The organism is uncultured Kushneria sp., from assembly GCF_947497025.1.
Lineage (GTDB): Bacteria > Pseudomonadota > Gammaproteobacteria > Pseudomonadales > Halomonadaceae > Kushneria.
Genome location: NZ_CANMFC010000005.1, coordinates 216499 through 237119, shown reverse-complemented (window position 1 = coordinate 237119; position 20621 = coordinate 216499). Strand labels below are relative to the sequence as shown.

17 protein-coding genes are annotated in these 20621 nt (G+C 62.4%); 5 read left to right on the top strand and 12 right to left on the bottom strand.

Annotated features, from left to right (window positions below; genetic code table 11):
• Nucleotides 1–144: 144 nt before the first annotated feature.
• Together Q0931_RS11390 and Q0931_RS11385 are read left to right on the top strand one after the other, a co-directional pair.
• Entirely contained in the window at nt 145–1377 is a 1233-nt protein-coding gene (locus Q0931_RS11390; RefSeq protein ID WP_299260370.1) for an EAL and HDOD domain-containing protein, read from the top strand.
• Between the two features lie 121 nt (nt 1378–1498).
• Entirely contained in the window at nt 1499–2515 is a 1017-nt protein-coding gene (locus tag Q0931_RS11385; protein WP_299260368.1) for an acyltransferase, read from the top strand.
• Between the two features lie 7 nt (nt 2516–2522).
• On the opposite strand, the gene Q0931_RS11380 is transcribed toward Q0931_RS11385, so the two are convergent.
• From Q0931_RS11380 to Q0931_RS11350, 7 genes are all read right to left on the bottom strand, one after another.
• The gene (locus Q0931_RS11380) at nt 2523–2876 is read right to left on the bottom strand and encodes an I78 family peptidase inhibitor (protein WP_299260366.1); all 354 of its coding nucleotides are present in this window, start codon (nt 2874–2876) and stop codon (nt 2523–2525) included.
• The gene (locus tag Q0931_RS11375) at nt 2873–4573 is read right to left on the bottom strand and encodes an amidase (RefSeq protein WP_299260364.1); all 1701 of its coding nucleotides are present in this window, start codon (nt 4571–4573) and stop codon (nt 2873–2875) included. The genes Q0931_RS11380 and Q0931_RS11375 overlap by 4 nt, the downstream gene beginning before the upstream one ends.
• 131 nt (nt 4574–4704) lie before the next feature.
• Nucleotides 4705–5007: a hypothetical protein gene (locus Q0931_RS11370; protein WP_299260362.1), complete on the bottom strand. Its 303-nt coding sequence runs from the start codon at nt 5005–5007 to the stop codon at nt 4705–4707.
• Nucleotides 5007–7295, bottom strand: coding sequence for an FdhF/YdeP family oxidoreductase (locus Q0931_RS11365; RefSeq protein ID WP_299260360.1), 2289 nt, complete (start codon nt 7293–7295; stop codon nt 5007–5009). The genes Q0931_RS11370 and Q0931_RS11365 overlap by 1 nt, the downstream gene beginning before the upstream one ends.
• A 76-nt stretch (nt 7296–7371) precedes the next feature.
• A complete protein-coding gene (locus tag Q0931_RS11360) occupies nt 7372–8115 on the bottom strand; it encodes a formate dehydrogenase accessory sulfurtransferase FdhD (protein ID WP_299260358.1) in 744 nt (247 codons plus the stop codon).
• A gap of 254 nt (nt 8116–8369) precedes the next feature.
• A complete protein-coding gene (locus Q0931_RS11355) occupies nt 8370–9251 on the bottom strand; it encodes a LysR family transcriptional regulator (protein WP_299260356.1) in 882 nt (293 codons plus the stop codon).
• A 7-nt stretch (nt 9252–9258) separates the two neighbouring features.
• Nucleotides 9259–9936, bottom strand: coding sequence for an HAD family phosphatase (locus tag Q0931_RS11350; RefSeq protein ID WP_299260354.1), 678 nt, complete (start codon nt 9934–9936; stop codon nt 9259–9261).
• A 186-nt stretch (nt 9937–10122) separates the two neighbouring features.
• Here Q0931_RS11350 and fhuF point away from each other — a divergent pair, with 186 nt between their 5' ends.
• Complete coding sequence (fhuF, locus tag Q0931_RS11345; RefSeq protein ID WP_299260352.1) at nt 10123–10872, top strand: siderophore-iron reductase FhuF; 750 nt, start codon at nt 10123–10125, stop codon at nt 10870–10872.
• Here fhuF and Q0931_RS11340 read toward each other — a convergent pair.
• From Q0931_RS11340 to Q0931_RS11320, 5 genes are all read right to left on the bottom strand, one after another.
• Complete coding sequence (locus Q0931_RS11340; protein WP_299260350.1) at nt 10863–11345, bottom strand: hypothetical protein; 483 nt, start codon at nt 11343–11345, stop codon at nt 10863–10865. The two genes, fhuF and Q0931_RS11340, sit on opposite strands and share 10 nt — an antisense overlap.
• Before the next feature lie 183 nt (nt 11346–11528).
• Entirely contained in the window at nt 11529–12824 is a 1296-nt protein-coding gene (locus Q0931_RS11335) for a SidA/IucD/PvdA family monooxygenase (protein ID WP_299260348.1), read from the bottom strand.
• Nucleotides 12825–12845: 21 nt separating this feature from the next.
• On the bottom strand, nt 12846–14768 hold the full coding sequence (locus tag Q0931_RS11330; protein WP_299260346.1) for an IucA/IucC family protein: 1923 nt from the start codon (nt 14766–14768) through the stop codon (nt 12846–12848).
• Nucleotides 14768–15622, bottom strand: a complete 855-nt coding sequence (locus tag Q0931_RS11325) for a GNAT family N-acetyltransferase (protein WP_299260344.1) — start codon at nt 15620–15622, stop codon at nt 14768–14770. The genes Q0931_RS11330 and Q0931_RS11325 overlap by 1 nt, the downstream gene beginning before the upstream one ends.
• Before the next feature lie 46 nt (nt 15623–15668).
• Nucleotides 15669–17447: an IucA/IucC family protein gene (locus Q0931_RS11320; protein WP_299260342.1), complete on the bottom strand. Its 1779-nt coding sequence runs from the start codon at nt 17445–17447 to the stop codon at nt 15669–15671.
• 232 nt (nt 17448–17679) lie between these two features.
• On the opposite strand from Q0931_RS11320, the gene Q0931_RS11315 reads away from it, so the two are divergent.
• Nucleotides 17680–18888, top strand: a complete 1209-nt coding sequence (locus tag Q0931_RS11315) for an isochorismate synthase (protein WP_299260340.1) — start codon at nt 17680–17682, stop codon at nt 18886–18888.
• A gap of 2 nt (nt 18889–18890) precedes the next feature.
• Entirely contained in the window at nt 18891–20609 is a 1719-nt protein-coding gene (locus Q0931_RS11310; RefSeq protein WP_299260338.1) for an AMP-binding protein, read from the top strand.
• Nucleotides 20610–20621 lie beyond the last annotated feature (12 nt).

Below are 20621 nucleotides of genomic sequence, written 5' to 3'. Positions count from 1 at the left end.
CATTTCAGGGCATTTACCCTCAAGCCATGACGATGCTGGACGATAACGATATAAAGGCCACTGAAGAACACTGATGAATGGCACCGGGATCACTGCCATTCATGGCCACAGCGCAGGCGTTATTTTAAAGATACCCAAAACATCATGAGCGATATCCCCCACGACAACGCCGGCGTACTTTTTGCCCGCCAGCCCATCTATGACCGTCAGCTGGCCCTGGCCGGTTATGAACTTTTGTTTCGCCCCTATGGCGGCGGTCCGATCGTGGCGGCCGATTTTGATGGCAATCGCGCAACCAGTCAGGTATTGATCAATGCCTTTACGGCGGCCGATATCGACAAGGTCTGTGACCACCAGCCCGCCTATGTCAACTTCACAACCGACAGTCTGATCCGGGATATCCCCTTCGATTCACGTGTCCTGATCATCGAGATTCTGGAAGACGTTACCGACACACCGGAGGTCATCGAGGCATTGACGCGCCTGCGTGAAGAGGGCCATGTCATGGCGCTTGATGACTATAGCCTGAACGATGCCAGTCACCCGCTGCTGCCCTTTGTCAATATCGTCAAGCTCGACTACCCCGTCTATACCCGCGAGGCGCTGGAAGACGTTATCCGGGCCCTGAAGACACGCTACCCGAACCTTCAGCTGCTGGCCGAGAAGATCGAGACAAAGGAAGACTACCGCATCGCCATGGATGCCGGGTGCACGCTTTTTCAGGGGTATTTCCTGGCCCGCCCCGAGCCGGTCTATGGTCGGGTCATGCCGGTCAACCGATTGAACATCCTGAGGCTTCTGGCCGAGCTTAACGCGTCGGATATCTCGATGCGCGATATGGCCGAGATCGTACAGCGCGACCCTTTCCTGAGCGTGCGCCTGCTGCGTATGGCCAACTCTGCCTTCGCCCAGCAAAGCCGACCGGTCACATCGCTGCACGGCGCCGTCATGGCGCTGGGGCTTTCACGCATCCGAAGTCTGGCAAGCCTTCTGGTGCTGTCACGTTTTGATGACAAGCCGCACGCCCTGCAGCAGCTGGCCATGATGCGCGCTCACTTCTGTCACCATCTGGCACAGCAGCTTCCCGGTCAGACCAGCGAGATGGGCTTTACCGTGGGGCTTTTCTCCTGCCTCGACAGCTTCATGGATCAGCCGCTGGAAGAGATTCTGGCGCAGATTCCCGTTCACCCCGATATCGAAGCGGCCCTGATGTATCGCCACGGTCCACTGGGGATGCTCCTTCAGACCGCCATCGACTATCAAAAGGCGCACTGGGAGCAGATCAACTGGCCTCATCTGGCGCGACTGGGGCTGTCGGCCGAACAGATTGCCAGTGCCTATCAACAGGCGTTAATCACTGTTCCTCGGAGGCCATGAGGGTCGGGCATTACTTAATAAATTGTTCAGACAGTGAATTCCAGGACCTGCGCAATGTCCCATACTCGTCATCCTGATTCAGGCAGGCAAAAACTGCTCATTGCACAACAGGGAACGTTGTATGCTCGTCTCCGTACAGGCGCTTCGTGCATTTGCCGCCTGGCTTGTGGTCTTTCATCACTTCATGCAGGTCTTTTTCAATTTCGAAGCCGATAATCTCGCCGGCCATCTGCTATCGACCCGCGGGCAAATGGGCGTGGATATCTTTTTTGTCATCAGCGGTTTCGTCATCTACATCACCACCGCCGACCGTTCGATAAAAACCCTGCGCTTTCTCTGGCAGCGCGCGGCGCGCATCGTGCCGGTGTACTGGTTCTATACGGCCATTACCGCCACCATCCTCTTTTTCGCCAGTGATCTGATGCCGGATTACGGGCTTGACCTCCCCTCACTGATCATGGGGCTTTTGTTCATTCCCAATGAGAATCCGGCCGGCTTTGGCGACTACCCCATCCTGCCGGTGGGCTGGACACTCAATTTCGAGATGATGTTCTATCTGATCTTTGCCCTCTCCTTTTTACTGCCAGCACGGGTCAGAATGTGGGCCGTACTGACCATGATTGCGCTACTCAATCTGCTGCTGTCACGGCTGGACATGATCAGCAGCTTCTACGCCGATCCCATTATTTATGAGTTTCTGCTGGGTGTTGGCGTGGGCATGCTCTACCGCCATGGCAAACTCTCGCCGGTCAGGATGCGCAGCCCCTGGGTCGTACTGGCTCTGGGTTGTGCCGCGCTCATGCTCTGCTTTACCGATCAGTCCGGCTGGCGACTGGCCACCTGGGGCGTACCGGCAGCGCTGCTTGTGATCGCCATGATCCGCCTTGAACCGATCTTCATGCGCTGTCATGGTCTGCGCCGGATGGGCGATCAGTCCTATTCCGTCTACCTGGTCCACGTCATCGTGCTGTGGCTGGCCAATGCCCTGTTGCATGAGCACTGGGGACTCCCTGCCTGGCTGACGCTGGCCATCAGCGTGGCGATCATTGCAACGCTTTCATGGGCCAGTTTCGAACTGCTGGAAAAGCGGCTCTCGCGTCGACTCAAACCGCCGCGCCATATGCCTCAAACCGCCTGAGTCCGGATTAACCACAGCTAAAGGACTGGATGACGCCCTGCTCATTGACATGAATGTTCAGGCGATCCTGGCGGTAATCCATGGTCTTCATGGTGTCCGGTGCCAGCACGCGAAACTGCTGTGCCTGACTCTGATCAACGATGTGCTGGCGCACGTTCTGATCAAGCCGGGCGCCGGTCAGTGCCTTGAGACGATCAGCCCCACACGCCTTCAGGGCCTCATCGGAGGGCTGGGACGCCGTCCCGGCATTACTGCCGGTCTGGGTGGAAGGCGCTTCATCGCTGCCACCACCAAACCAGGCGCAGCCGTTAAGCCCCAGAAACGTGGTGGTGACAATCGCGGCAAGCAGAGCGTGTTTCATGGTGATCTCCGATCAAGGTTGGCTGATGCCTGTCCGGGGGCTGTCAGAGGGGCCATGGCAGGCAGAGAAAGCCTTTTATCATCGGCAACATCCTGCATGAATGCCAGCCCCATCCGATAGAGCATCGCCTCCTGACGCTCGCCGCCCAGCAGGGAGAGATTGATCGGCACCCCGGCATGGGTCATGCCCATCGGTATCGTCAGCTCGGGAAAACCGGTGGCAGAGGCGATATAACCCAGCGCAAACGGCTCCTTGGCCGTGCATTCATAATCATCGCGTTTGCCGTCTCTGAGCGGTGGCGCCGGGCAGGCTTCGGTGGGAAAGATCAGGGCATCAAGGTGGTTGTCGGCCATGAACTGCGTCAGATGCTCACGAAGCTCGGGGAGGCGTCGCGAGACCACTTCCAGATAACCGGGAGAGCCTTCCAGCCGCTTGTCCAGGCGCGTCTGCATGCCACGAATGCGCTGTGGGGTGACCGGGGGGTTATCCCCGGCACGCTGATTAAGCGTCTCACACTGCGTCATGATTTCCTTGAGCGTATGGGGCTGCCCCTGATCAAACTGACGCAGATAGCGCTCGAGCTGGGGCTGAAACTCCGCCTGATGCACCGGACCCACCGCCGCAGGCCAGAGATCGAGATAGTGCTTTTCGAGCGTGACCTTGACCTGCGTGGCCCCCAGCGCCCTGAGACGTTGGAGCGCCTGAGCAAAATGCGCTTCGATCTCGGCATTGCCCGCCTCACGATGCTCGATCACGCCCACGCGCAGCCCCTGAAGTGGTGTGGGCGGTGCAGGTACCGGGACAGGGTCAAGGCCTTTTAGCGGCGAGTGATCATTGAACCAGGTGGCATCATCGGCGTCATCACGGCCGGCCATGGCCGCCAGCACCCAGGCATTGCCCTGAACGGTACGCGTCATGGGCGCCGGGGTATCAAAGGACATCGCCAGCGGAATAATGCCGTCCCGGCTGACGCGACCCAGCGTCGGGCGCATCGCCACAAGCCCTGTGGCATGCGCCGGCCCGCGCACGGAACCCTCCGTATCGGTGCCAATGGCAAAGGGGGCAAAACCGGCCGCCACGGCAGCGGCCGAACCGCTGCTGGACCCCAGCACGCTGCGATCCAGACGCCAGGGATTGCGGGTGATGCCGCCCCGGGAGCTGTAGCCAGGCTCGCCATAACTGGCGGCAAACTCGGTCATGTTGGTCTTGCCCAGTAAAATGGCCCCGGCGCGCTCCAGACGCTGGACCACGTGGGCACTGTCCGGCGGATAGGCATGGGCCAGCACCATGGAGCCGCCTGACGTGGGCAGCCCCTTCACATCGACATTGTCCTTGACCACAAAGGGAATACCGTAAAGCGGCCCATGGCCACCTTCCTGACGGTGGCGATCAAGCCTGCGGGCCCGGGCGATGGCTCCGGGCGCCAGGTCCAGCATGGCGTTGATGGTGGGCCCCCGGTCATCCAGCGCCCCGATACGGGCCAGATAAAACCGGGTCAACTGCTCCGAGCTCACCTCGCCACGATCGAGCATGCCGCGCAGTTCAGGCAGGGTTTTCTGTTCAAGATGCAGGGATCGATCACCGCCCGGGGGTTCAACTTCCCCGTCCGCGCTGGCCGATGACGCCATCAAAAGCCCCATCAGCATGCCGGTGACCAGACACCACCAGAGACGTCGGCCGAACCCGAGCCGAAACATCGCATGCTCCCCACGTGCCGGGCACGTTTTGTTCAGGAAGCTCGCATCGTGCCTGCCTGGTGCCGACAGAATCAAGGCGCCATCGCAGGGCGATGCCGCCTGGACTGCAAGCTGCGCACATCGGCAAAGACTCAGGGCCCGCCCACGGCACACTCATCAATGAGCGAAAGCCAGAGCCCGGGGCCGGCACCACGGCGCGAGGTGATCTCGATCAATCCACGGGTTTCCAGCGAGGAAGCGCTACGTCGCACCAGGGCATGGGCCACATCGAACTCCCGGGAGAGTCGGCCGCTGTCCAGCCGCACAGGCCCGGTATCCCCGGCGCTTTCCAGACGCGCCAGCAGCAGCGCCTCCAGCCCATCAAGGTCCGGATGACGCTGCAGCCAGCGCGTCAGGCGCTCGACCTGCTCGCAGGTGAGTGACTCGATATCCATCAGACCAGCCGCTGACTCTTTTCGAGCCGAATGGCCACCGACTTGGAGTTGGGCGTATTGCTCTTGATGCCGACGCTGTCGAGCGGGATCAGTGGATTGGTTTCGGGATAGTAGGCCGCAGCGCAGCCCTCGGGGGTGTCATATTCCACCACGCGAAAGCCGTCGGCGCGCCGCTCGATGCCATCCTCGGACTCGCCGATCAGGTTGACCCAGTCACCGTTGGCGACGCCCAGGCGGGCCATGTCCAACGCGCTCATGAAAATCACCCGGCGCGTGCCTTCCACGCCGCGGTAGCGGTCGTTGTAGCCGTAGATCGTGGTGTTGTACTGATCGTGACTGCGCATCGTCTGCAGGGTGATCCAGCCCTCCCGCCGGGCCAGCTTCTGATGCAGCACCGCCTCGGGCAGCGGCTCGCTGGAGAACCTGGCAAGCCCGGTCTCGGTCGGGAACTCCCGCCGGGCCCCCGGATTGCCCAGCCAGAAGCCGCGCTCCTGACGCACGCGGGCGTTGAAGTCTTCAAAGCCCGGCAGCACGGCCGCCACGTGGTCACGAATACGGTCGTAGTCACCGGCCAATGCTTCCCAGTCCACCACGTCACTGCCCAGCAGTTCGCGGCCGATACCGGTGATAATGGCGATCTCCGAGCGCAGCTCGCGGGAGGCCGGCTTATGGATGCCGGCCGAACCGTGCACCATGCTCATCGAATCTTCCACGGTAATCAGCTGCGATTTGCCGTCGGCGCGGCGATCCACCTCCACACGGCCGATCACCGGCAGAATCAGCGCGTCGCGGCCGGTGACCAGATGACTGCGGTTGAGCTTGGTGCTCATGTGGACCGTCAGATCGCAGCGTTCCAGCGCTGCCTCGCAGACATGGGAGTCGGAAGTGGCACGGGCAAAATTGCCCCCAAGGCCAATGAACACGCGACACCGGCCGTCACGCATGGCGCGAATGGCCGACACCGTGTCGTGGCCGTGCCGGCGCGGCATCGGCACACCATAAAAGTTCTCCAGCGCGTCCAGAAATTCCTGGGCGGGCTTTTCATAGATGCCCATGGTGCGATCGCCCTGCACGTTGGAGTGCCCGCGAACCGGACAGGTGCCGGCACCGGGCTTGCCGATATTGCCCTTGAGCAGCAGAAAGTTGACGATCTCGCGCACCGTGGCGACGGAGTGCTCATGCTGGGTGATCCCCATCGCCCAGGCACAGATGGTCGCATTCGACCGGATATAGATCTCGGCGGCCCGGGTAATCTCTTCGCGACTCAGGCCCGACTGCGCCTCGATGGCCGACCAGGGCGTAGCCTCGACCACGGCGCGCCAGGCGTCAAACCCGTCGGTATACCGCGCGATAAAGTCACGATCGATGACGTTGCCGTCACGATCATCGCGCTCGAACACGATTTTGGCCATCCCGCGAATGGCCGCCATGTCACCGCCCAGCGCCGGACACAGATAGAGGGAACTGATACGACCACTGCCACCGGTCGCCATCTCCAGCTTGCGCTGCGGGTCGGCAAAGCGCTCCAGCCCCCGCTCCTTGAGCGTGTTGAAGGCCACGATCTGACAGCCGTTGTCGGCCGCCTCACGCAGGGTGCCCAGCATGCGCGGATGGTTGGTGCCCGGATTCTGTCCGAAGGTAAAGATCGCCTCGGCCTTTTCAAAATCCTCCAGCAGCACGCTGCCCTTGCCAATGCCGAGCGCTTCGACCAGTCCGGTGCCGCTGGCCTCGTGGCACATGTTGGAGCAGTCCGGCAGGTTATTGGTGCCATAAAGGCGCGCCAGCAGCTGAAAGACCCAGGCGGACTCGTTGCACGCCTTGCCGGAGGTATAAAAGAGCGCCTGGTCGGGGTGATCCAGCACCTTGAGACGATCGGCGATCAGACGATAGGCCGCCTCCCAGTCAATCGGCTCGTAGTGATCGGTCTCCGGGTTGTAGCGCATTGGCGAGGTCAGCCGGCCCTGATCCTCCAGGCGGTAGTCATCCCACGTCTTCATCTCGCTGACCGACCAGCGCCTGAAAAAGCGTGGTGTGACGCGCTTTGCGGTGGTCTCCCAGGTAACGGCCTTGACGCCGTTTTCACAGAACTCGAACGACGAGGCGTGTTCGGGGTCGCCCCAGGCACAGCCCGGACAGTCAAAGCCATCAGGCTGGTTGAGCTTTAACAGCGCACGCACGTTGGAAAGTGGTGCGCGACTGTGGCGAAGATGCCGACCAACGGAGATCAGCGCCCCCCAGCCGGCAGCCGGGTGGGTGTATTCGAAAATGCGTTCCCTGGGTTGGCTCACGGAAAACTCTTTATGTCAGGTGATGACAGGCGGGTCATGGAAAAGGGTCAGTTTGCAGGCCCGGGCGGGCCGAGGGTCAGCCGCTGCTGAGCAGGGTCAGGCGCCGGCCTCGATGACAGCAGATCAGATTCAGCGCACACAGGCGGGCGATATCGACCGCCAGCGGCGAAGGATGGGAGAGCGTGGCCAGCGTCGGGATGCCGGCACGCACGGCCTTTTGCACCAGCTCCAGACTGCAACGACTCGAGAGCAGCACCATGGCGATCGGCAGGCCTTCAATCAGCGAAGCACCGATCAGCTTGTCGAGCGCGTTGTGTCGACCGATATCGATGCCGCTGCCCAGCCACTGCCCCTCATTATCAAGGCCCAGCGCCATGTGAAGCCCTGGCTGGCCTTCATCGGAGAGCTGCGCAAGTGCTTTTTCAAGCTGCGCCGGTGGTGGCGGGGTGCTGGCCGGCAGACGCTGCAGCCCTTCCATCATCTGCGCTTCCTCGGCGCTGCCGCACCGACCGCAGCTCGAGGAGGCCGAGGTAATGCGACGACGCTCGCCGGCCAGACGCTCGATGTGGGTCGGCACGCTCATGCGCACCCGCACGCCGTGGCGCAGTCGATCGATGGTGATCTCGCCGGCCTGCGAGGCCCGCGTAATCATCCCTTCACTGAAGGCAAACCCTACCGCCCAGTGCTCGAGCGCCTCGGGCGTGGCCAGCACGGAGGCGTAGGCGGTGTCGTTAAAGGAGAGCGTCACCGGCAGCTCCGAAGGTCCCTGGAGCTGCTCGCTGGGGGTTCGGGTAGCGTCTTCGTAATCGGAAAGCGACATGGCAGTACGGCTCCTCTGACGGGCGAGCATGGCAGGCAACACGGCAGGCCCGGACAGGGCATCGACAGGCGGGTGCCCCGATGACAAGTGACGAAAGTATAACGCCGCGCGCGTGACGGGCTCCAATGGAGCAACGCCATGAATTGATCGAGCACGTCTATCAATGTTTCGAAACGGTCAAGGTTTCAAGACCGATCAACGTCTGAAGGGCTGCCCCTCCTGTCATGCTATCAGGGTTCAGGGCGCCGCTGTTCTCAGAAGTCGTCCAGAGGCTCGCGCAGCCACTCCAGCAGCGCCCGCAAGCGTCGTGATGGCGGCGCGCCCGCACGCCACAGCAGCCCCACCGGCGGGTCCTCCTCGGTGGCCGGCAGCAGGCGATGGGCCAGGCCGGCGTGGCCACGGCCGTCGACCCCGTACTGCTCCACCACGCCGACGCCAGCCCCCTGCGCCACCAGCCGCTCAAGGACGGCCATGGATTCCGCTTCCAGTACCGACGAGAGCGTCACGCCCTCGCGTCGGGCATGAATATCGATGCGATGGCGGTGCTGCATGTCCGGGGTCAAAAGACACAGCGGAAAGGCGCCAAGATCCGCCCATGCAGGTTTTTTCGGCAGGGTGAAACAGTCCTCGCGCGCCAGCAGCGCGTAGCGCTCGGTATAAAGCCTTCGCGCCACGAAGGGTTCGGCGGCGGGCACGTCGAGATAGCCCACCGCCACATCGATGTCCCCTTCCATGAGCGACTGCATCAGGGGCAGCGTGGCCCGCTCCATTAAACGCAGCGACAGGGCCGGATAACACTCGCGCAACGGCACGATCCAGCGGCTGACAGCATCGAGCGCCGACGGGATCAGTCCCAGCCGCAGCAGACCGCTGGGCGGGCTTTCGGGGTCCAGCTCGGCATTGAGCTCATCGAGCGAGGCGAGAATGCGTCGGGCATGGCTGAGCACATGCTCGCCTTCCGGGGTCAGCCCCTCGAAGCGGTGGCCACGAATGATCAGCGCACACCCGAGCTCCTCTTCCAGCTGCTTGAGCCGTGCCGAGAGCGTGGGCTGGGTCACGTTGCAGGCGGTAGCGGCACGCCCGAAATGGCGCTCGCGGGCCAGGGCGACCAGAAAACCGAGCTGTCGATGGTCCATGCCGGGGCTAGCGCGGCGCGCAACGCGCGTCGATCCAGTCACGCGCCCGGGCCAGGTTTTCCAGCTCGACCGTGGCGCGGCTGACGTCCTGCCCGCGCGAATAGGCATTGGGAATGGCAATCACGTCGATGCCGGCGGCGCAGGCCGCATTCACGCCATGACAGGTGTCCTCGATCGCCACCGCCTGTGCGGCCTCGATGCCACACAGAGACAGCCCCTTCAGATAGCACTCGGGATGCGGTTTGGAGTGCGTCACGTCGTTGCGGGTCACGATGTGGTCAAAAAAGCGCCCGAGATCGTAATGCTCGATGGTCGGGGCAATCTCCTCGCGTCCGCTGCCGGTGATCAGTGCCATGGGCAGACCGCGTTCACGACACCATTCGAGCATCTCGAGGGCATGATCCATCAGCGCAATCGGATTCTGTGTAAAGCTTGCCACGGTGCGCTCGACCTTGCGCTCGACCAGCGTGTCGGGGTCAATCTTCAATCCGCGGGATTCGACCAGGCGCCTGGCCTCCTGGGTCACCGGCACCCCCGAGCTTTCTCGCTTGTACTCCTCGTCATCAATATGCGTGCCCAGTTCAGACAGCACCTCGTTCCACACCCGGTGATGGGCGCTTTCGGAATCGGCCAGCGTGCCGTCAAAATCAAACAAAACGGCGCGATACTTACCGGATGACTGCATACAGGCACTCCTCTCTTTCGTGTGATGCCGCGTTCTTTCGGGTGATGGCGTGTTGATATCAGAGCATGGTCCAGCAACATGATCGCCCGGGCAACTGCAGATGCCCGGGTTCGTTGCTAGAATCATTCTCATTCACGCATCAGTGCCTGACCTGAAAGGGGTCGGCAACCCCGGAGGGACATCGTCATGTTTGACGCGCTGTTCAACGAGCGACTGGCCCGCTTTGGCACAGTCCTGACCTGTCAGCGCTCGGGCATGGAAGACGTTATACCCGTGCGCCGGCTGCTGGAGAAGGACATGCTTGAAGGGGTGCTGACACGCTTTAGTGACCATCACGGCCCCTGTGAGCGCCGTGCGGTCGCCACGCAGTGGTCCAAGCACTATCTAAGCCAGCTGATCATCCCCATCACGGTGGTGGAGCTGTGCCGGGATATTCACCTGCCTTTGAGCCTTGATGAAATGGGCATGGTGCTGGCAGACGACGGCACGCCCGAGCAATTCGTTCTGCCGCATGAAGGGACCATCAGTCTGGACAACGGCTGCGTGCGTTTTTGTTCGCTGATCGCCCGTCACCTCACACCGCTGATCGACACGCTGGCACGCCAGGTGCATTTTTCACCTCGCGTGCTGTGGAGCAACGCCGCGGTCTATTTCGAATTTGCCGTCAACGAGCTGGAAAGACAGGGGCTGGCCAGCGCCTTCGAGATCAACGGCGCGCGTGCCATGATGGAATTACGCCAGCTGCCGGACCGCCAGCGCAATCCCTTCTACCGCCCGGTGGACTATATCGACGTGGTCGACGACAACGGCGCGATCGAGCCTTGGCGCTGTCGTCGCATGTGCTGTTTGCGCTATCTCGATGACACGCTCGGGCTGTGCGGCAACTGCCCACGGCTGAAAACCACCCGAGCGGATGAGCACCCGGCTCAGGCCTGAGCGTTGTCCTGATCGGGCGTTTCCTCGGTGTGCTCACGGCGAGCGATGCTCGCGTCGCGGCGGATGCGCAGCTCGTCTTCGTACATTTGCTCCATGACGTTCATCAGCCCGCTCAGAATCCACCAGACCCCGAAGATGGCCAGCAGGAAGGCCACGGCCGCCATGAAGGGGTTCTGGAAAAGGGCATACAGCGCCGCAGCCGCCAGACAGAAGGCGTAACCGCCCACGGCGCGACGCAGGGATTTATCAAGGCGCTGCCAGAACATGTTCTGACTGTAGCCCACGCCCCGACGCCAGAGCATGTCGGTCAGCACATGAAAGGTCACGGCGGCCGACACCAGTAAAAGCGCAAAGCTGACGATCTGGAAAATACCGAAGGCCGGGCTGGTAATCACGGCAAAAAGCCACAGGATCGGCAGTGACACCACTGCCCACATCACGATGGCTCGCTTGCGCAACGCTTGATTGTTCATGGTCCTCATGTCCTGTCTGGTCGGTGGTGCAAGGGCCGGCACGGCCTGCCCGGTGGTCATGTCTTGCGTGTGACAACAGCGCCGACAGGTTGGTTCATCGCCATACATGCCGGTTTGAGCGCACACCGCTCACGGGCGTTCAGGGCCACAGTATGCCCTGAACACCTGAACAGCACCTTGCCGTTATGATGATTCACGCCCCAGCGGCGACCATCCTACCGGGCCCGGGTTGTCTTCCAGATCGAAATGCGCCTCACCGCTCAGGTGATTGAGAATCACCGCCGAGCGCCAGGCCATCAGCGACAGCTGCGGCTCGGCAATGCCATAGCGCAGGCGCCCGGCGTTGACCGCGTAGATGCGACTGTCGCCCCCGCCCTGCCAGTCGAGCAGAAAATGGCGTCCTACGCTCGGCGCGCCATGCTCGTCCCGTCCGATTTGCTCCGCCAGCGGCGCCATGCACTCGGGCAGTTTTGACTCAAAGCCGGTAGCAAAAATCACCACGTCGGCATCAAAGTGTTCCAGCACGCCGGTCGTGCCATGTCGGGCCTGCAGCATGAATACCTCACCATCACGCGTCATGTCGATCGCCTCGCGATGGGGCAAAAGGTGCGCCCAGCGCGGCTCGTTCATGACATCGAAACGGTGATAGAGCGTCTGATAGATCCCGGTCAGCGCCGCCGGCGTAATGCCGTCACTGGCGTATTTCTGCGCGCTGACCTCACGCCGGCGTACCTCATCGCTCAACTCGGCAAACTGTGCGGTATAGCCGGGCGTAAAGTACTCATTGGTGAAGGCCGTTTCATCGAGCGGCTGAAAGTTGCGCCGACGCGACAGCCAGTGCAGCGATCGGGGCGGCCCCCAGTGGCCGCGCAGGGCGTTGATGAAGATATCCGCCCCGCTCTGCCCGCCGCCGACAATCACCACGCGCTGATTGGTGAAATCACGCGCGTGCCAGGCAATCGATTCAGCGTGCAGGCAGTGCTCGCCCTGATGGTCACGCGCAAATGCCGGTAGCCAGGGCGTTTTGCCACTGCCCAGACACAGATGCCGGGCGCGAAAGGTGCGGGTATCGGTTCTGAGCTGAAAATGCTCACCGTCGTGGTCGATTTCACGCACGCCATGGTTGAGCCAGACATTATCGAGCCCCTCGGCAGCCCAGCGCAGATAGTCGGAGAACTCCGCGCGTGACACCGTGGAGAGCTCGGCATTTAAAAAGCGATAAAAGCGGCGATGCTGGACCAGATAGTTGAGAAACGACCAGCGGCTGGTCGGGTCGATCGCCGTGACGAGATCCTTGAGAAAGCCGGTCTGCAGGTGCGTGTCCGGCAGCATCATGCCTTCATGCCAGACGTAGCGCTCCTGGCGGTCAAAAAAGCGCGTCGAAAGTGCCGGCAGGCCATCGGCCAGTGCGGCAATACTTAAATTGAACGGACCGGCGCCGATGCCGGCCAGATCCAGAAGCTCGGGGGTATCAGCCATGTTGGGCAATGTCTCGGGTGGTTACGCGCCCTGACGCGACAGTGCCGCCTCGCCCTGCTGGCGTAGCGGATCGTCGTCACTCAGGCAGTGATAGAGCGGGTTATCGATTAAATGATCCATGTCCGGCAGCATGCGCGCCGCCGAGTGATCATTGGCATGCAGAAACTTCGAGCGATTAAGCCCCAGTCGCAAAATGCGCGGCTTGAACAGGCTGAACAGGTCAAAGCGCGCCTGAAGATCGGGCTGACGGGCCATATAGTCGCCCAGCGCCCTGGCACAGAGCTGGTAAAAACGTGTCTCGCTGACACCGGCCTGCGCGGCCAGCGGCGCCACAAAGCGCAGAAGCGTCACGAAATGCCCGGTCTGGAGATCGTGAATCAGTTTTTCCGGCGGCAGACGCACGGTGACCTCCACCAGCTCACGCGGCAGATCATGAGCCTCGGGGAAATCCTCATCGACCAGGCGCAGGTCGCCCTGAAAATCCTTGAGCGCCAGTCGGTGTGGTACGCCATCGCGCAGGATCAACGTCAGATTCTGCCCGTGGGCGATAATAATGACCCCGAATCGGCAGATCAGATGATACATCGGGATCAGCGTCGCCTCGAACATGCGGGAAAGCCACTGCTCGGCCTCGATGCCGGATGCCTCGATATAGGCCGCAAGCCAGGCCCGGCCGCGGGCATCGCACTGCATCAGCTCCGACATCAACAGCGCGTGTTCGCCCTTGCCCACTCGTGGTGCAAGCCCTTCACGCCAGATCACCCCGCACAGTTCGCGAAAGCGATAGGGCGCCGCCTCCAGCCGGCCATATTGATCATGCTCGACCACCGCCGGGGCCGGCTCGGCCAGAATCTCGAGCCCGGCCCGCTGAAACTCCTCGTCATCTGCCGCGCGCGCCTGAAGCCAGTGTGAGGCGGCAGGGCCTGCGAGCATGTACTGACCCGGAATGCCGCGATAGCTTGAGGTATTCATGATGGTAATCGGCAGCTTGAGATCATACTGCCCGGTGCGGCTGGCATTGGTCAGCGTACGCAGCGACTGCTGGGCTACAAAGTGATCGCCAAAGGCGCCCAGCCAGGCCATGTCACCGCGACCGATATCGCCGACGTGCAGCATGGCGAGCATGCGCGCCCACTGCCAGGGGTGGACCGGCATCAGCGCATACGCGTCAGCCCTCTCCCCCAGCACCGCACACTTGCCATCGCGCGCGGCCAGCAGGGCACGCTTGTCACTTTCCTCCAGCACACTGTCGAGCAGGACATTGTCATCGATGGCCATGCGGCTGCTTTTGAGCCGCGCGCGGCGCACCATCAGCCACTCGACCTGAAAGGGATGGCCGTACTCCGGCGCATAGCGCTCAAGCGATTCTACGCCCCAGCCGCGCCGCCCCTTGTTGAACAGGAACTTGGGGTGGCCATCGAGCACGGCCTGACGCTGCGGCTCAAAAAGCCGAATGGCCTCATCGGCGTTCAAGCGCTGATGCACTTCGATCAGATAGCAGTCACCGCGCAGGGTGTTGTAAAGATCTTCCAGATGCTCGGCCAGCTGGGCGTCATTCATGCCCATGCCGGGGGCCAGCGCCAGCAGGAACTCGGCCGCCTCCGGCATCTCACTGGTACCTTTCGGCCCGCGCAGGCTGTCGACCTCGATCAGCAGCTGCCCCCACAGGTTGGTATCGGCCTGAAAGTGCCAGCGGCCGCAGGCTCGGCTCTCGGCCGACGTGCTGCGATCCTCCGAGGCAACCGCCTCGATATCCAGCCGCCAGCTTTTCGGGCCGCCCTCGGGCAGCAGCACCTGCTCCCAGGCCAGCTCGCTGATCATTTTGGCGATCAGCGCGCGGTTGGCACGCGACCAGTGACGGCGGATGGCCTCGTCAGGATCGATGGCGGCAAGCGGCGGCGGCAGGATCGAGACCGGTGCCGATCGGGTCGAGTCAAACACCATCACATCACCTGTCCAAAAAAGTGATGGCGCTTGCCCATGACCAGCATGGCGCGCTTGTCGGGCAGATCAAATTCACGCTGGCTGAAAAGCCCCAGCCGTTCGAGATGGCGAAAAATGCGCTCGTTGCCGGCATCGGGTTCCAGCACGATGCGCTCGGTGCGTGGCTCGCTCAGATAAGCGTAGTGCTGAAGCGCGGTCAGCCAGGCATCCACGAACTGCGTGCCGCGGAAGTCTTCTTCGCCGACCAGCACATGCAGACCGCGGTCAAAGGCCTGCCAGTCGTAGTACTCGCCCAGTACGTCTTCAGGCGCCCAGTAGAGTTCGAAATAACCGAATGCCTCGCCGTCCAGCTCGCCGATCAGCGACAGTCGATGCGGCTCGGTCAGCCGGTGCGACAGCCACTCGGCAAATGCCTCACGCGGCTTGTTCTGCTGCCAGAAACGGGCCACCCGCTCACTGTGCATCCACTGATGCAGACGATCGAGATCGCGCTCGCCGTCGCACACCCGCAGGGTCAGACGCTTGTCCAGCCGCGGGTCGAGGCGTTCATACACCACGCCGTGGGGCCTGGCCGGCCGCCAGGGCCGACCCAGCTCGATCTGGAAGGGCTGCGCGGCGTAGTCGGACTGCAGCCACTGCCACGGGCGCTGATAGAAGCTTTCGCGCAGCACCCTTGGCGCGCCCAGCGCCTGGCACAGGGGATACCAGTAAGGGTCCGCACGCCAGGCGTCATCAAGAATCAGGAGACGACACGCCGGGCGGGTCGCGAAATGATGATCGATGGCGTCCAGAAGCGAGCGCTCCTGCGAGGGCGCCAGCCTTTCGCTGGCAGACAGATCGTCATGGCTGGACATGGTGATTTCTCGCGGTATCAGGGTCATGGTTCAAAACGTGCAGGCCTCAATCGTCAGTGGACGGGGTCAACAGCGGATTGGGCATATCCAGATAGATGTTGGCCGGGTCATCCAGCGTGGACTCGTTGATGCCGGACAGATAGCAGAAGAAGTTGCTTTTGACCTCCAGCGTAGGTGATGTCAAAAGATGATCGAGCAGCGTGGTATCGCCGCCACGGCAGTGGTGGCGCAGCGCCGCCAGATGATCACGCAGATGCGCGACCAGCACGGACTCATCGACAAGCCCCGCCTCGGAAAGCGCAGCCGTGACCGAGAGAGCCGAATTGACGATGACATAATAGGGAAAATAGCGCTTGAGCATGTCCGCCGTGATGCGATGGTCCTGACTGACGCTTTCCTCGGGATGACGCGCCAGAAAGTGCGCGGTGACCCCGCTGCCCTGGCAGTCGCGATAGTCCACGCCCACCGGACGTTCACGCTCAAGGCGCACCACAATGTTTTGCTGATGGGCCAGCAGCACGATGCCCTCCTCGACCACCAACCGGATCAGCGGCAACAGCACCCGCTTGCAGAAGGCTTCAAACCATGAAAGCGCCGCCTCGCGTTCGCCGAGGTTGTCCAGTGCGGCCAGGCGCCTGACACCGTTGGCCAGCAGTGTCTGGCCGGTCTTGCCCAGCGGCTGGGTCAGCGTGGCGAGCACCACGCTCGGCGCGTCAGGCCCCTGGATGCGATTTTCACGCAACAGCGCCAGGCTCGCCTCATCGATCTCACCGTCGTCGTTTTTCCAGCCCAGCCAGGCCGGTTCCTGCATCAAATGAAAGTGCTCGCGAATCTCAACGCTCACTCCCGGCCACCAGCGATCCAGCCGCAGCCCGCGCATCACCTCGTTGCCGTGCAGCACTCGAAGGGAGTTGGTCAACTTCGCCGACAGCGAGCCCTTGACCATCCAGTCGGTCTGCGGACAGTAAAGCGAGCGATGCGATGAGGTCGGATACCAGCGCCGCGTGGTGGCGGCATCGTCACGCTCCTCGCCCAGCACGACCAGTTCACCGGCATCGATCAGGGCCGCGATATCGTCGCGGCTTTGCAGAAAACGGGACTGCCAGGGATGCATCGGCAGCGCACTGAACCCCACCGGCAGCCACTCGGCCAGCGTTTCGGGCAAAAGATCGTGCATCATGGCCGCGGCCGCGGTGTCACGACTGCTGTTCCCTATCGCGCGCGCCGGAGAGACGCCCCACCAGACAAGCCCGAAACAGGCCCGATGCTCGGGGGTATGGTCATGCGCCTGCCCGGCATCAAAGGGCGCCTGAGACTTGGGCGCCGGGTGAAAGTCGTGACCGACCAGCAACCCCTGCTCGGCCTCGAGAAACCCGAGCGGCCCCTGGATGAGATGGTCAAGATCATCGCGCCCGGCCAGAGCGGCGGCAATGGTGTCGCGACTGCCCATCACGCTTTTGAAGAACGTCTCGCGCCGCGCGTCATCAAGTTGGCCAACCAGCGGATGCTCACGTAGCCACGGACTTTCCAGCAGGGCCGTCACAGCCTGCTCGAAAGAGATGGCCTCGAGCGCGTCACCCGTTGTCCGCATCACCGGCAGCTGGATGCGACAGCGTCCCGAAAGGCTTCGATGCTCAAGCGTCAGACGCAGACAGAAGTTGCGATCGTCGGTCAGGGGAATGACGGCAATCTCGTTACTGCCAAGGCTCTCCAGCCACCAGTGCGTGGTTTCGCGCAACAGGGCGTTAAAAAAGCTGGTTGCCGCCAGCCGGTCGGCCCACTCGATGTGGACGTCAGACGTCGAGTGGCGAGAAAGGTCCTGCATCGAGCGCTCCTGCAATGGGTCACGTTGACCGGCATGTTCACATATCCCGGCAAGCATAGCCGATCGTACAAGGGCCTGCGCCGAGCTCATCAAGCTGGCCAACAGAAGGCTTTTGCCAACACAAATGATTTTGATAATGTTTCTCATTTGGGCTAGAGTGGCGCTCTGTTACCGCACCGAATAACACCTTCCGGTGCCCGTCCACTGACAACGCGACTTGTCAGGAGTCAACGTGAATCAGCCATTTCCTTCCCGGTTTTCCATGGATCAGGCCCCCTGGGGGCTGCTTGAGGGGCTCAAACCGGGCGACGCCTTTTTCTCTTCACCGGCCACAACCCTGCTCGGACGTGGCATTGCCCATGAATGTCACACGCCGGATGCCCGGCCCCATACACTCGATGATGCCGCTCGCGAGCTGTTCGATACGGCGCGTGCCCAGGGGCATCCGGATCCCGTCATCATGGGCCTGATTCCGTTTAATCACGCTGACAGCGCGCGCCTTTTTATGCCCCGGGAGCTGCTGCGCGCCGCCCCCGGCACGTTTGAGCAGTGCCCTGGCAGTGCACCGCTTGAGACCCGCGCCCTGGCGATCACGCCGGAGCCGGCAGCCGAGCATTACTGCCGGGCCGTGGACAGTGCGCTGACACTTTTTGAGACCACCAGGCTCAACAAGGTCGTGTTGGCCCGGTCGCTACGCGCGCACACTCAGGCATCGGTGGATGTGCAGGCCCTGTTGAAACGGCTTTTAAGCATCAATCCGCGAGGCTATAACTTTACCCTGCCGACCAGTGACACCGAGAGCCTTGTGGGTGCAAGCCCCGAGCTTTTGATTCGCCGCGAGGGCAACCGGGTCATCGCCAATCCGCTGGCGGGTTCCATCCCTCGTCACAGTGATCCGCAGGAAGACCAGCGCCGCGCCGAGGGGCTTGGCATCTCCGACAAGGATCTGCGCGAACACGCGCTGGTCGTGGATGCCATTGTAACCGCCCTTCGCCCGCTGTGCCGCACCCTGGAGGTTCCGGAAGGCCCGGAAGTGATGGCCACCGATCGCATGTGGCATCTTTCCACCACGCTTGAAGGGGAACTGGCGGACCCCACCATGACCTCACTGAGTGTGGCGGCCGCACTGCACCCCACCCCGGCGGTCTGCGGCGCGCCCTGGCAGGACGCTCATCAGGCCATCGAATCACTTGAAGGTTTTGAGCGCGGCTATTTCACCGGCCTGGTCGGCTGGTGTAATGACACTGGTGATGGCGAATGGGCCATTGCCATACGCTGCGCCGAGCTGGCTCCCGACCATGTGCGCGTGTTTGCCGGCGCAGGTGTCGTGCCGGGCTCCAGCCCGCAGGGGGAGCTCGAGGAAACAGCGGCCAAGATGCGGACCATGCTGGATGCCATGGGCCTTGATTACGAAGACGATGCCACGAACGCGGCTGCCTGATCATGACCAACCCGATATCTTCCTCGACAACAGCGCCGACCCGGCGCGCCACGCTTGATGACATCATCGAACGCTGCCCGGACTATCCGCTCGAGCGCCAGCATCTTTACCGTAACGAGGGCTGCTGGATCGATGAAACCTTCGGCGCCATGCTGCGCCGCCTGGGTGCCGAACACGGCCCGCGCGAAGCGCTGGTCGACGGTGACCTGCGCCTGAGCTACACCGAACTTGATCAGCGCGTGGATGCCTTTGCCCGCGGTCTGCGCCGCCAGGGCATCGAGCGCGGTGACCGGGTCGTCATCCAGCTGCCCAACCGCCATGAGTTCGTGGTGGCCTGCTTTGCCCTCTTTCGTCTGGGCGCGCTGCCGGTGTTCGCCCTGCCGGCGCATCGCCGCTTTGAGATCGAGCATTTCTGTCGCGCCGCGACGGCGCGTGCGCTTTTGATCTGCGATAAAGACGCCGGCTTTGACTATCGCGCCATGGCACGCGACGTCCGCGAGACAGTCCCCACGCTCGAGCAGGTCATCGTCTGCGGCGAGGCCCAGGAGTTCACTGCCTTCAACAGCCTTCTTGAGCACGAGGGCGAGCCGGTCGAGGACGTGCCAGATGCCCATGATCTGGCCTTTTTCCAGCTCTCCGGCGGCACCACGGGCGTGCCCAAGCTGATTCCGCGTCGACATGACGACTATCATTACAGCCTGCGCGAGAGCAATCGCGCCTGCGCGGTGACGCCTGATACGGTCTATCTGATCGCACTACCGATTGCGCATAATTTCCCCATGAGCTCGCCGGGCTTTCTGGGTGTGCTGCTCGGCGGCGGCCGGCTGGTGATTGCACCGCGACCCAGCCCCGATGAGTGCTTCACGCTGATCGAGCGCGAGCGGGTCACCATGACCTCGCTGGTACCCCCGCTGGCCATGCTGTGGCTCGACAGCGCCGCCCATACACAGGCCGATCTTTCAAGTCTCGACATCCTGCAGGTCGGCGGGGCCAAGCTGGTCAGCGAAGCAGCACGCCGCGTGGCACCGACACTGGGCTGTCGACTGCAGCAGGTCTTTGGCATGGCCGAGGGGCTGGTCAACTACACCGGCCTTGATGACCCGATCGAGCTGATCAACACCACCCAGGGTCAGCCGATGTCACCGCTTGATGAGGTGCTGGTGGTCGATGACGACGATCAGCCGATCCCGCCAGGCGGCGTGGGCCATCTGATCACGCGCGGGCCCTACACCATCCCGGGCTATTTCGTGGCGCCATCCGAAGGGGATGAGCCTGAAGGCGCTCACAACCAGCGCGCCTTCACGCGCGATGGCTTTTATCGCACCGGTGATCGCGTTCAGATGACGGTCGACGGCTATCTGATCGTCGAAGGTCGCGACAAGGATCAGATCAACCGCGGCGGCGAGAAGGTGGCCGCCGAAGAAGTCGAAAACCAGCTGCTGGCCCATGACAACGTTCATGATGTCGCCGTTGTGGCCATGCCCGATCCCTATCTGGGCGAACGGGTCTGCGCCTTTGTGGTCCCACGTGGCGAAGCGCCAAAGCCGATGGTACTGGCACGATTTCTGCGCGAGCGGGGCCTTGCCAACTACAAGGTGCCCGAGCGCTTTGAATTTCTTGAGGCCTTCCCTCAGACCGGGGTGGGCAAGATCAGCAAAAAGGCGCTTCGCCAGACGCTCAAGGCGCACTGGTTTGCAGCCGATGCACCTGCCGGTGAGTGACGACTGCCGGCG

Coding starts and splice junctions, on each gene's coding strand:
- Q0931_RS11350 (WP_299260354.1), bottom strand. CDS start 9,936: ATGCAGTCATCCGGTAAGTATCGCGCCGTTTTGTTTGATTTTGACGGC.
- Q0931_RS11310 (WP_299260338.1), top strand. CDS start 18,891: ATGACCAACCCGATATCTTCCTCGACAACAGCGCCGACCCGGCGCGCC.
- Q0931_RS11375 (WP_299260364.1), bottom strand. CDS start 4,573: ATGTTTCGGCTCGGGTTCGGCCGACGTCTCTGGTGGTGTCTGGTCACC.
- Q0931_RS11390 (WP_299260370.1), top strand. CDS start 145: ATGAGCGATATCCCCCACGACAACGCCGGCGTACTTTTTGCCCGCCAG.
- Q0931_RS11330 (WP_299260346.1), bottom strand. CDS start 14,768: ATGGTGTTTGACTCGACCCGATCGGCACCGGTCTCGATCCTGCCGCCG.
- Q0931_RS11325 (WP_299260344.1), bottom strand. CDS start 15,622: ATGTCCAGCCATGACGATCTGTCTGCCAGCGAAAGGCTGGCGCCCTCG.
- Q0931_RS11385 (WP_299260368.1), top strand. CDS start 1,499: ATGCTCGTCTCCGTACAGGCGCTTCGTGCATTTGCCGCCTGGCTTGTG.
- Q0931_RS11335 (WP_299260348.1), bottom strand. CDS start 12,824: ATGGCTGATACCCCCGAGCTTCTGGATCTGGCCGGCATCGGCGCCGGT.
- Q0931_RS11355 (WP_299260356.1), bottom strand. CDS start 9,251: ATGGACCATCGACAGCTCGGTTTTCTGGTCGCCCTGGCCCGCGAGCGC.
- Q0931_RS11370 (WP_299260362.1), bottom strand. CDS start 5,007: ATGGATATCGAGTCACTCACCTGCGAGCAGGTCGAGCGCCTGACGCGC.
- Q0931_RS11320 (WP_299260342.1), bottom strand. CDS start 17,447: ATGCAGGACCTTTCTCGCCACTCGACGTCTGACGTCCACATCGAGTGG.
- fhuF (WP_299260352.1), top strand. CDS start 10,123: ATGTTTGACGCGCTGTTCAACGAGCGACTGGCCCGCTTTGGCACAGTC.
- Q0931_RS11340 (WP_299260350.1), bottom strand. CDS start 11,345: ATGAACAATCAAGCGTTGCGCAAGCGAGCCATCGTGATGTGGGCAGTG.
- Q0931_RS11380 (WP_299260366.1), bottom strand. CDS start 2,876: ATGAAACACGCTCTGCTTGCCGCGATTGTCACCACCACGTTTCTGGGG.
- Q0931_RS11360 (WP_299260358.1), bottom strand. CDS start 8,115: ATGTCGCTTTCCGATTACGAAGACGCTACCCGAACCCCCAGCGAGCAG.